The organism is Rhizobium sp. KNZ14-9A, from assembly GCF_056755015.1.
Window position 1 is genome coordinate 837507 of record NZ_JBPGXB010000004.1, and the last position, 12057, is coordinate 849563.

A 12057-nucleotide genomic window follows, 5' to 3' on the forward strand; every position below is an offset into this window, starting at 1 on the left:
AGCGTTGGCCGCTGTATTGCGGACAGACGATTCACAAACTGTGAGCTTCTATGTCTGCGCCTAGCTCTGGAACTAGAAACTTCCATATGATCGAGGCTGTTCCGGAACGGCTTGAGGGCGCCCCACGGCAATTTCGGCGCCGCTGGTCCGATGATTTTAAAGCGCGGGCTGTGGCTGAGGCAATGGAGCCCGGCGCAAGCGTCTCGGCCATTGCGCATCGCATCGGCATACATCCCTCGCAGCTATTTGGCTGGCGTCGTGATGCTCGTGACGGACAACGATCCTCCTCGCAAGATCGGGCTGGTCAGACGGAGACTGGGACGATTGGCACACGTGCGATGATCGAGCTTATCATCGGCGACGTCGTTATCCGGGCCGACGCAGATATCGGCGAAGCACACCTGCAGCGGGTGATCCGAGCGGTGCGGTCGGCATGATCCCGTCCGGCGTGAAGGTCTTTCTTGCGAGCCATCCCATCGACTTCCGAAAGGGGCCGGACAGCTTGCTTTCGCTGGTACGGGATGCTGGCAGTGATCCGTTCAACGGTGCACTTTATGTCTTTCGGGCCAAGAGAGCAGACCGAGTCAAGATCGTGTGGTGGGATGGCTCCGGCGTTTGCCTCTATGCGAAGCGGCTGGAAAAAGCCCAGTTCTGCTGGCCCCGGATCGGCCATCATCGCGTCCAGCTCAATCATGCCCAGCTTCTGGCTTTAGTCGACGGAATGGACTGGAAGCGGGTTCGATCCACGCCGGTGAAGCCTCCCGAGATTGTTGGGTAAAACCGCTGCGGCGAAGTGAATCAGGTCCCTGAAAGCATGGGCGGAGCGCGGCAAAATATGCTCTGATCATACCCATGACGCGGCCCGAGATTGAGCTCCCGGATGATGTAGAGGCTCTCAAAGCCATGGTTCTTGCTATGGCCGCAAAAGCAGCCCGCGTCGAGGCTTTGGAGAAGCAGGTTGACGATCTAGAGGCCCGCAACGCGGACGCCGATGAGCGCATCGAGCGGCTGACGCAGATCCTGAAGGCTTTCGATCGCGCCCGATTTGGCCGACGCTCGGAAAGGCTTGCATCATCCACCGTCGATGACGAGCAGCATGCCTTTGTCTTCGAAGAGATCGAGACCGGCATTGCGACGATCAAGGCTCAGGTCACGAAAGGCCGCGGTAGCGCGGACAGCAAACGCGCTCCGCGGCCACGCAAGGGCTTTGCGCCTCATCTTGAGCGCGTCGAGGTCGTGATCGAACCGGAAGAGCTTCCAGAACATGCAGGTAAGACCAAAATCCTGATTGGAGAAGACGTCTCCGAGCGGCTGGATGTCGTGGCAGCGAAGTTCCGTGTCATCGTCACCCGCCGGCCGAAGTATGCCTTTAGGAACGAGGATGGTGTCGTCCAGGCGGCGGCTCCGGCACATATCATCGAAGGTGGCATTCCGACGGAAGCACTTCTGGCCCAGATCGCCGTTTCCAAATATGCCGACGGGCTGCCACTCTATCGCCAGGAAGCCATCTACGCACGCGACAAGGTCGAACTCGACCGCAAGCTGATGGCTCAATGGATGGGCAAGCTGGGGTTCGAGCTCAATATCCTCGCCGACTACATCCTCGATGAGATCAAGAAGGCCGAACGGATCTTTGCCGACGAAACGACCTTGCCCACACTTGCACCTGGTTCCGGATCAGCGAAGACGGCATGGCTATGGGCGTATGCCAGGGATGACCGGACTTTTGGGGGCAGCGGTCCACCGATGGTAGCCTATCGCTTCGAGGACAGTCGAGCCACCGAGTGTGTCGCACGACACCTGAGCGGCTATCGTGGAATCCTGCAGGTCGACGGATATGCCGCTTATAACAAGCTCGTCCGGAAAGATGGAGGCAATGACAGCGCCATCCTGGCCGGCTGTTGGTCGCACAGCCGGAGAAAGTTCTACGAGTTGCATGTCGCAAAGAGCTCGAAGGTCGCTACAGACACCGTCGAGCGTATGGCGAGGTTATGGGAGATCGAGGAGCGTGTGCGCGGCCAAAGCCCTGAAGCTCGTGTCGCTGCACGCCAGGAGATCTCCGCAGCGATCGTCCGTGACCTCTTCACTCTCTGGCAGGCGACCCTGCCACGGGTCTCTGGAAAATCCAAACTCGCCGAAGCTCTGCGGTATGCCATCTCGCGTCGAGACATCTTCGAGCGCTTCCTGACCGACGGCCGCATCGAACTCGACTCCAACATAGTCGAGCGAGCAATCAGACCCCAAGCGATCACGAGAAAAAATAGTCTATTCGCTGGAAGCGACGGTGGCGGCCGGACTTGGGCGACCATCGCGACGCTCCTGCAAACGGCAAAGATGAATGCAGTCGATCCGCAAGCTTGGTTGACCCAGACGCTTGAGCGCCTTGCGAATGGATGGCCCAGCAGTGAAATCGACGCGCTCATGCCATGGAACTACGCCGCCTGAACGGCCCCGGCTTGTCGCTTACTCATCTGCCAAACGCAATTCGAGTAAAGCGTAAGAGATCATCTCACCGCTGACGTATCGTCGTGCGGCCCCGACGGACGATGCAAGAAGGACATCGTATCCTTCGTCTTCAAGGGTCTGAACCAGCTCGCTACGGCTGTCGATCGCCGGATCGACAATGAGTACGAAGCGTCTGTGGGAAACGAAGAATTCGGTTGGCACGGCTATCGAGTTTCTAAGCATCAGACGCCTCCATTTTGTGGAAAGGAAACTAATCCAGCGACAATGGGCGAGACACTGTACTTAGTGGCAGGTCGTCACCGCCCTTCGTATTGGAACACGGGAGCACCTATACCTCAGTACAAATGCGCCCACGCCACGGCAGCCTAACGTCGGTGACAGGAAACCGGCTCAACGGGGCAGCCGACCCTGCCTTCGCCCCACCGAAGATTCCAGCAGAATTGCCTGTGAGTGGATGGAGATAATTCTGGTTGGGCACGAAGCCTCATTGCTCGGCGGCTTTGAGGCTTTCCTCGAGCGGATCACCCGACGGCACCTGGTCGTCGTCGCCCGGTAGTATGAGGAGAGTGAGGATACTCGCTACCATGCACAACAATACCAGCAGCATGATCACACGCATTGCTCGCTCCTAGATAAAGTTTGTGTCCTCAAGCAATAGTAGGAACAACGCCGCCGTCTGCCCTAATTGCCGCGCCGTTCGTGGCCGACGCTAGCGGGCTAGAGATATAGGCAACAACGTTGGCGATCTCCTCGGGGCCTATGAGACGTTGAATCAGCGACGACGATCGATGTGTGCGAAAGAACTCCGCCTCCACCTCTGCCAGGGAAGCCGTCGGGTTCTTAGACAGCGACCTCAAGAAGCCTTCGCTGGCTACCGATCTAGTCGGACCCGGAAGGATAGAGTTGACCGTAACGGAAGTCCCGCGGGTGTCATTTGCCAGCGCTCGTGAGATAGCCAGCTGCGCGGTCTTGGTCATACCGTAGTGCGCCATTACCTCAGGGGTCATGAGACCGGACTCGCTCGAGATGAAGATTATTCGGCCCCAATCCCGAGCGAGCATTCCCGCGAGATAGGACCTCGAGAGCCTCACTCCGGTCAGCACGTTGACCTCGAAAAATTTAAACCACTCGTCGTCGGTGATCTCGGCGAATGGTTTAATCTCGTAAATTCCGAGGTTGTTGACGAGGATGTCGACCTCTGGCACCTCCGCCGCGATCAGGTCTGCGCCATCGGCGGTCGCCACATCCGTGTGGATACCATGAACGGTCTTACGCGTGGAGCTGTGGATTTCGGAGATCGCGGCATGAAGCCGAGCCTTGTCCAGTCCCGGGATCGTGACCGAAACGCCTTCAGCAGCAAGAATGCGGGCAATCTCAAGTCCGATCCCACCTGTGCCACCGGTTACCAGTGCCGTCTTCCCCTTAAGTTTCAAATCCATTTTCTGCTCCATTTAATTCATCCGAATTGCGTCTGAAGGTTGCCTGGGGCAGGACGATGCGGAAGGTCGTCCCTCGAATCTCGTTTCTTTCGACCCATATCCGACCGCCGTGACGGGCGATGATCTCATGGCAAAGCGCTAATCCGAGACCTGACCCGTTTGGCTTGGTCGTGAAGAGGAAATCGAAGACGTGTTGGCCGATTTCGTCGGAGACGGCCACGCCCGCGTCCTCGATCGCGATCATGACCCCTCGGTCGACCTGTGAAGTTCCAATCCGGATGCGCCGCGCTTGAACTTCGACGTCAGCCATCGCCTCGATACAATTGTTTAGGAGATTGACGAAAACCTGTTCGAGCTGCAGCCGGTCTGCTGATATCAAAGGCAGGTCATCGAGAAATTGCCGTTTGAGAGATATGCGCGCTTCCGAGAATTGAGCGTCAAGCAGCCCTAGCACATCATTCAGTAGGCGATTGACGTCGGTAGCGGCGCGATGAGCACGAGAGGCCGCCAAGTTTCTGCGATACCTTTCCGCGATCTCTGTGACGAGCCGGCCGTTGCGAATAACCAGATCGAGCGATCGCTTTGCCCGCGCGAGGTCTGGCGGTGACCTATCCAGCCACTTTTTCGCGCTTTCGGCATTCAGCAAGAGAGCGGACGCAGCCTTGTTGACCTCGTGGGCCAGATACGTCGATTCTATATGCCGGTCTTTGAACGCGCTGTCTGGCATGGAGAACTCCCGGACCCGGTGCACCGCTGAATCTTACGGCTGCGGTCCCATTCCTGAAACCGTGCTCGGTGCGGTCGCCAGACCCCAAATACGAGTGTGCAGACCTCCGCGGCATAGCCTTCGGTTATGAATGATTTTCCCAGGGAGCTTGCTGGAGATAGGTGCCGAAGGCGAGTTCAACGTTGCATATATCTGCAAATCGGAGAATTAGTCGCGTTATTTCGCACCTCTTTCCCTCTCCAAATCTTTGAGGAGGGCCGCTGCCATACGAAGGTCCATAGTCCCAAATCCTTCGTCGAATTCGAGGTACAAGGATTGTAGCATGGCCTTCGCGTCCTCCGAGCCGCGAGTGACCTGCCATAGGCGTGCGAGCGGTATCGCGGCGCGCAACTCCCAGCTTCTGGCGGACTGCCTACGGGCCTCACCTATAGAGGCGAGTAATAAGTTCTCCGCTCTGGCGGGTTCCGGCTTAGGTTTGCCGAGCAATACCTCGGCATGGGTTCGATAGAGATCGGGAAGAAAAACGATTTCTCCGATCGCGTGTGCTCGGGCAATGGTGTCCTCGATTGTATCTATCGCATCTTCGAAGCGACCTAGTTTTGACATGCCCTTGCCAAGCGAACAGCCGATGGACGACGAGATGATATTGTAGCTGTTACTGCGCAAGACGCGGAGCGCATCACGCAAAATCTCTACGCCTTCGACGTTTGCGCCGGTTTCGACAAGAAGTTGGCCCTCGAGAGCACGGCCAAGGACTAGGAAGTCCGAAAGTGAGTATCGCTCAGCTTGAGACAAAAGTTTCCTGATGGCGTCCTCTGACTCATCATAGCTGCCGCACCACGAAAAAACCGGGATGGTGTAGGCCAGTGCGACGCAATACGAAACGTGGTGGCTATATTTCGAAATGTCGCTGATGGTCTGCCTGGCGACTTTCAGCGCTTGATCCGGGAAGCCCACGAGCCACAGCGCCCGTGCCAGCATGAAACGCCCGCGTGCCTCACTGAGGAGATCGAGTTTTACAGGGGCCGCGTCATGTGCGAGCTGAAACCCGTGGCGGCAATGAAACAAGGCAGCTGCTTGATCGCCGGCTTGGTGACTGGAAACCCCCAACATCAACTCTGCCGCAATCTCGCTCTCGATGACTCCGGATTTCCTTGCAAGCGCGGCGATCCGGTTTGCTGCCTCCAATGCCGCCGCGCTGTTTCCGCGCCTTGTGTAGAAAACGTTCAGGTCCGTCAGCAGGCCAAGTTGGCGTCTGTCGTCACCGAGTTTCTCCGCCAACGCAAGCGCTGACACGATCAAGGAGCGAGTTTCGTCCACATTCCCCAGGGAGTACATCGCGGAGCGCGCTAGCGGCTCTCTGAGGCCCAGTTCCACTTCGGTGCCGACGAGATCATCAGGCAGCACGCACAGTGCTCGTGAACACCATCGCTGGCATTCTCCGAATTGGGATAAATGCATCATCAGAGGAGCCGATCTATCTACCAGCGCAATACCGGTTTCAAGATCGCCTTCGCCAAAGCACCAGGCCAATGCCTTTCGAAGATCGCCCAGATGGGGCGTGAACGCAGCGGTGGCCCGGGGATCGACTGCTGTCTCGCTGCCGGCTATTCGGTTGAGATAGCGCGCAACATAGGCAGCATGCTGTCCGAGAAATTCGGCAGTTCGGCCAGCTTGCGCGAGCCCCGCGGCCGCATGAGCACGTGTCGTATCAAGCAGTCGATAGTAGACGCGATCGTCGATCGGCGTGACAAAGACCAGCGACTTTTCGACCAATGAGTTGAGAAGGAAGCCGACGTGGGTCGAGCCTCCCTCTTCCGAGAAGCCAAGCTCCAGGGCCGCGTCCAGAAGAAACGGGCCTGCGAAAACCGAGAGCCGTTGCAGTAGTTCTCGCTCCTGTATCGAGAGGAGCTTGACACTCCAATCGAGCATCGCTTGCAGGGTTTCGTGGCGATGATGTGCGCTCTGCCCGCTTTGGTCCCGCAATTCCGCTCCGTCTGCGAGAAGCCAAGCGGTCCCTGCGATGCCGAACCTGCCGACGCGACTCGCGGCGAGTTCGATTGCAAGTGCGATGCCGTCCAACTGACGGCAGATGCTGGAGACGACAACAACGTCGTCATCCATCAGAACAGCCTCGTGACCGCTTGCTTTCGCTCGTGCCATAAACAATTGGACCGCGGGATACTGCATAGCCTCTACCGCAGACGCTACTTCTAAGGGCGGCAGCTCGAGGGGGGATAGAATATAGATCGTTTCTCCTTCAGCGCGGAGAGGCTCCCGACTGGTGGCCAACAGCCTAACCTCGGGACAACTTCTGAAGATTCTGCCCGCAATCTCGGAAATCGTACCTACGACGTGCTCACAATTATCCAGAACTAACAGGGCTTTCTTGGCCGCCAGAAATGAGACGATAGCCCGATCAGGGGAAGAATCCTGCGTCGGACATTCCAACATTGTAGCGATCGCAGGTAGGACGTCAGCGCTCCCGGCCACTGTGCTCAAGTCAACGAAGTAGACCTTCTCCCCGTCACGTCCAAACAGCGGCGGGTTCACCACCGCCAGAGCCACGGTCGTTTTGCCTATTCCTCCCGCCCCTACCACGCTGACGAAACGGTTTGTCGCAATCAAGTCGCTAAGCGCCGCAACGGTCTCACACCGCCCCACCAGGTTTTCGATCGAGGCCGGCACACCGCGACGGACCTCCGGCGTCTTAACGTTGGTCACCGGCGCAACGAAGGAGTATCCTTGACCCGGGACGTTCAGAATATACTGACTGCCTCCCCTGCTTTCCCCCAACGCCTTCCGGACGGTCGTAAGCTGAGCACGCAGATTAGCGTCTTCGACGACAACGTTGCGCCAGACCAGATCAATGAGTTCTCGTTGACTCACCACTTCGCCAGCTCGCAGGACAAGGTTCATTAGGATATCGGTTGCTCGTGCTCCGAGCGGCACGATCTCGCCCTCCCTTTTCAAGCTTCTTTCTTGGAAGCTCAGGGTAAACGGACCAAAGTACGCCATGCTTCCCGGGTCGAATTTGGTCACGGTTCGAGTGCTCCTGTGCACCAGTATTATTCAAACTTAAAAAATCTAGTCAGTATCGGTGCAAGTCTCGGCTTTCCTCTTTCGGGCGCTTTCCCGTTATCCTCGACCGTCAGACCGCAATGTGCTGACGAAGGAGGGAGCGTGCTTTGACCAAGTCCATGGTATCGAAGCCTTCGGTGAACCGGGCGTAGATCGACCCTAGTAAGCCATGGGCCTTGTCTTGTTTGAGTTGCTGTATCCAGAGTTCCGCCAACGGAATCGCCGCTTTGAGTTCCCACCCGATCGCGGACTGACGTCTTGATTCCGAGATTGAGGCGGTGAGCTGCGCCTCGGCCTTTTGGAGATCGGGTTCCGCGGCTTTCATCAAAACTTCGCCATGCGTCCGAAGGAGATCGGGCAAGCTGAACAAATCTCCAAACGCTTTTGTCGTGGCAATAGCCTCCTCCAACATTGGCTCTGCCTCTGCTGATCGACCAACATTCGACAGTGCCTTCGCCAACGAGCACCGGATCGCGGACGAAACGATATGGTACTCCGTCGAAACCAGTGTGCGCAATGAATCTCGTAAGAGCGGCACGGCTTCCTCACTTCGGTTCGTCTCCACGAGAAGACTGCCCTTCAACTCAAGGCCCAAAGAACGGAAGTCCGTTAATTTTTGCTGTTGCGCGTGGCTCAGAAGGCTCTCGACTGCGCCGGCAGCTTCGTCGAAGTTTCCGCACCAGATGAAGAACGGGATAGCGTAAGTAAGGCCGATACAGTACGAAACATGGTGTGAGTGGACTGCCGTCTCCACCATTTTTTGGCGAGCTATCGCAAGAGCTTGGTCCGCATAGCCGTTCAGCCAGAGCGCTCGAGCGAGCATGAAGCCACCACGAGCCTCGCTCACCAGGTCCATTTTGGCCGGCGGCGCTTGCAAAGTCATCCGTAACCGGTTTCGGCTATGTTGGAGGGCACCAATTTGGTCTCCAGCATGATGGCAAGCAATCGCGAGCATGATTTCGGCAGCAATCTCGTCTTCGACCAGGCCCACACGCCGCGCCGTGGAGGAAATTTTTCTCGCGGTATTGAGCGCAGATGGGATGTCCGCACGCCTGGAATAAAGAAAATTCAGCTCCGTCAACAGCCTGAGCAGACGCCGGTCATCTTCCAGCTTCTCGGCGAGAATTGCGGCGTTCTTCAGAAGAGCCTTCGTCTCATCCCCGTTGCCCAAGGCATACATGGCTGAGCACGCCAGCGCCTCGGAAAGCTTGAGTTCCACCAAGGTGCCCGTCTTCTCCGAGGCCAGCTTTGGGAGGGCACGCGAACACCAGGCGTAACACTCGTTGAAATGACTAAGCTGAAGCAGGACATTGCCGGAATTCGCCGCCAGTTCCACCCCTATTGCGGAGTCGCCCTCCTCCGAGAAACTCCACGCAAGTGCTTTTCGCAGGTCGCCGAGATGTAAATTGAGCGACTTAATGCGGAAAGCTTCGGTCGCGGCGTCCACAGAAAGGCGCTGGAAAAAGAGCACCAGATAGGCCGCGTGCCGCCGATGGGTATCTTGATCGAATCTGCTTTCGGATAGCTTTCTGAACGCGTAGCTCCGGGTGGTATCCAAGATGCGGTAGAGCGTTCCGCCGATCGTCGGCGTGACGAACAGCAGGGATTTCTCTACCAGAGACGTGATGATCGAGCTTCCATTCTCAATCGAGCTTTCGCCACTCGCCACCGCTTGACCCGCTTCGAGGGAAAATGGCCCTTCAAAAACCGAGAGTTGTACGAAAACGTCCCGCTCCTCCCGCGAAAGCAACGCGACGCTCCATTCGACCAGCGCTTCGAGCGTCTGATGGCGCGGCAACGCGTTACGCCTTCCTGAAATTCGCAGGCCTGCTCCCGTTGCCAGAAGTTCTGACACTCCGTTGATGCCGTAGGCTCCAACTCGGCTGGCCACCAGTTCGATTGCCAGTGCGATACCATCCAACCTGCGGCAGATTTCACCGACCACGGCGGCGTCTTCGTCTGTCAAAGGCCCCTCGTAACCGCCAGATGTCGCCCTTTCCATGAAAAGTTCGGCAGCTGAGAACGCGAGTACGGCGTCAGTGGTTGTTGCCTCTTCGTCCGGAACTTCCAGCGGTGGCAAGAGGTGAACGGTTTCGCCCGCAACTCGAAGAGGTTCGCGGCTGGTCGCCAGAACCCATGTGTCAGGTGCGCGGTCGATAATGAGGGCAACCATTCTCACGCACGCTGAAATGACGTGTTCGCAGCAATCGAGAACGATAAGCGTTTGCCGGGTGGACAAGAAGGCTATGAGCGCCGCCTCGACGTCCGAACCAGGTGCTGAACAACCTAAAACCGATGCGATCGAAATCGCGACGTCCGCATCCTCCCGCACGGAACTCAGATCGACGAAAAACGCGGCGCGATCCAGATTGGTCTGTCGTATGTTGTCTGCCACCGCGACCGCGACGGTTGTCTTGCCCACTCCGCCCGCCCCGACCAGCGAGACAAACCGGTTGCGCGTGAGAGACTCGCTCAACGCACGAACGGTTTCGTCCCTGCCGAAAACTCTCTCGAGTGGTGTAGGCAGCGACGGCCGCGGACTTGATCGAGTGGCGTCGCGAACGGGAATCGAGCCCGTGGACCAATCCACACTCGACACGAAACTATATCCCTGTCCCGGCACATTGACGATGTACCTGCGCCCGTCCTGTCCGTCGCCAAGTGCGCGTCTCAGAGCGGTAATCTGGGCTCGTAGATTAGCGTCTTCGACGACGACACCGCGCCAGACAAGATCGATGAGATCATACCTGTTGACCACCTCTCCAGCTCGGAGAACGAGGTTCATCAGAATGTCCATAGCCCTAGCGCCGAGCGGAATCGTTTCCTCTTCCCTTGTTAGTATGCGTTCGTGAAGATTTAGGACAAACGGGCCGAAATGGGCGACGTCGCCGGGGTCGGTGTTGGTCACAGCTCGATTGCTCCTGTGGACCGATTTGCACTTATTAACATATCACGACTCTCCGAAGTCCGCGAAATGCCCATAGTGGGGAGCAGGCAAAATCGGTTTCGTCAAGTGGACCACCACGGGACCTGCAATGGAGGCGCGGATATGTTGGCCAGTAGTGAATCGGCAGAAAAGCTCGACCTTACCGCGTGTTTACCCGCGCATTTCGGCAGCGGCTATACACTTCCGCGCGAGTTGCAGCGCATCGTGGATGGAAGCGTTTCAGACCGAGACGCGCCGTTCCTTGTCGGGATGGTCGGCGACCGCTACGGCATCATGTACTCCGGAGCCGCCGGAGAAGCAGGCCCCGGACTTCCGGCAAACGATCGGACGTTCTTCCGGATATTCTCCATGTCCAAGCCCTTTTGCGCGGTCGCGATCATGATGCTTATCGAGCGGGGACTACTCGACCCGGACACCCCCATCGAGACGATCGTCCCCGAGTTCGCCCGGATCGGAGTGCTCGAAGGATACGACGGCACCCGAGCAAAGCTTCGTACCCCGACGATCAAGGCGACGGTGAGACATCTCGCAACGCACACCTCCGGCCTAGAATACGAGTTCTGGAATCCCTCGGTCGCCGAATACATGAAAAAAACCGGTCACCCGAGTATCATAAACGGCACCCTGGAATCGATGCTCTATCCGATGATGACGGAACCCGGGACACGTTGGGGCTACGGCCCGAGCATCGACTGGCTGGGACTGGTCGTCGAGAGGATCGACGGACGCCGGATCGATCGGTTTTGTGCCGAAGAGATTTTCGACCCGCTCGGACTCCACGATACACTCTTCGAGTTGGAAGATACCCATCGGAGCAGACTGTGCGTGACGTCCATGCGCGCCGAGCACGGAGGTTTCACGACCATTGCCATGGACCCGCCATCCCACCCGGAGGTCTATGGCATGGGTATTGCCCTATACAGCACCCCGTACGACTTCATGAGATTTATGCGGTTTTTGTTAAGCGATGGCGAACTGGATGGCGAGCGTCTTCTTTCCGCTTCTTCGATCGAGCGGCTGTTCGCTGATCAGATGCAGGGTCTGTCGTTCCAGAAGATGGTCTCCTGCGCTCCGGTAACCGCGGACGTCGATCCATTTCCGCATTCCAGGGCAACGCATAGCTTCGGCTTCCTTCGTAACGAGGACGACATCCCCGGGATGCGCAGCGCCGGCTCCGCGGGATGGGCCGGTGTGCTGAACTCCCACTATTGGATCGACCGATCCGCAGATGTGGCAGGCCTTTTCATGAGCCAGTCGCTGCCGTTCTTCGAACCACGGTTCATGCAGCGGTACGAGCAGTTCGAACGGTGTGTGTACACCCACTTGCGCCGGAACCAAGAGTTGTAACCACCAACGCTGGCGATCGTACCTCTTTCAACCCGTTTCGAAGGAAACAG

Annotated in this window: 10 protein-coding genes; 4 read left to right on the forward strand and 6 right to left on the reverse strand. The window is 57.6% G+C overall.

Going from position 1 to position 12057, the window contains the following annotated elements:
- The first annotated feature begins 86 nt into the window (after window positions 1-86).
- From ACR9ZQ_RS34160 to ACR9ZQ_RS34170, 3 genes are all read left to right on the forward strand, one after another.
- Window positions 87-437, forward strand: coding sequence for a transposase (locus ACR9ZQ_RS34160; protein WP_082935752.1), 351 nt, complete (start codon window positions 87-89; stop codon window positions 435-437).
- Window positions 434-778 carry an IS66 family insertion sequence element accessory protein TnpB gene (gene tnpB, locus ACR9ZQ_RS34165; protein ID WP_003592504.1) on the forward strand — a complete coding sequence of 115 codons (345 nt, stop codon included), beginning with the start codon at window positions 434-436 and terminating at the stop codon, window positions 776-778. The genes ACR9ZQ_RS34160 and tnpB overlap by 4 nt, the downstream gene beginning before the upstream one ends.
- A gap of 74 nt (window positions 779-852) precedes the next feature.
- Entirely contained in the window at window positions 853-2445 is a 1593-nt protein-coding gene (locus tag ACR9ZQ_RS34170; protein WP_016737534.1) for an IS66-like element ISRle3 family transposase, read from the forward strand.
- A gap of 18 nt (window positions 2446-2463) precedes the next feature.
- On the opposite strand, the gene ACR9ZQ_RS34175 is transcribed toward ACR9ZQ_RS34170, so the two are convergent.
- The 6 genes from ACR9ZQ_RS34175 to ACR9ZQ_RS34200 all read right to left on the reverse strand — a co-directional run bounded on the left by ACR9ZQ_RS34175 (window position 2464) and on the right by ACR9ZQ_RS34200 (window position 10621).
- Entirely contained in the window at window positions 2464-2688 is a 225-nt protein-coding gene (locus ACR9ZQ_RS34175; protein WP_481429933.1) for a hypothetical protein, read from the reverse strand.
- 262 nt (window positions 2689-2950) lie between these two features.
- On the reverse strand, window positions 2951-3085 hold the full coding sequence (locus ACR9ZQ_RS34180) for a hypothetical protein (protein ID WP_481429934.1): 135 nt from the start codon (window positions 3083-3085) through the stop codon (window positions 2951-2953).
- Between the two features lie 28 nt (window positions 3086-3113).
- A complete protein-coding gene (locus ACR9ZQ_RS34185; protein WP_481430975.1) occupies window positions 3114-3905 on the reverse strand; it encodes an SDR family NAD(P)-dependent oxidoreductase in 792 nt (263 codons plus the stop codon).
- Entirely contained in the window at window positions 3889-4632 is a 744-nt protein-coding gene (locus ACR9ZQ_RS34190) for a sensor histidine kinase (RefSeq protein WP_481429935.1), read from the reverse strand. Before ACR9ZQ_RS34190 ends, ACR9ZQ_RS34185 begins: the two co-directional genes overlap by 17 nt.
- 216 nt (window positions 4633-4848) lie before the next feature.
- Window positions 4849-7674, reverse strand: coding sequence for an ATP-binding protein (locus tag ACR9ZQ_RS34195; RefSeq protein ID WP_481429936.1), 2826 nt, complete (start codon window positions 7672-7674; stop codon window positions 4849-4851).
- Window positions 7675-7783: 109 nt separating this feature from the next.
- Window positions 7784-10621: an ATP-binding protein gene (locus ACR9ZQ_RS34200; RefSeq protein WP_481429937.1), complete on the reverse strand. Its 2838-nt coding sequence runs from the start codon at window positions 10619-10621 to the stop codon at window positions 7784-7786.
- Window positions 10622-10762: 141 nt separating this feature from the next.
- Here ACR9ZQ_RS34200 and ACR9ZQ_RS34205 point away from each other — a divergent pair, with 141 nt between their 5' ends.
- Window positions 10763-12007, forward strand: coding sequence for a serine hydrolase domain-containing protein (locus ACR9ZQ_RS34205; RefSeq protein WP_481429938.1), 1245 nt, complete (start codon window positions 10763-10765; stop codon window positions 12005-12007).
- The last annotated feature ends 50 nt before the right edge of the window (window positions 12008-12057 follow it).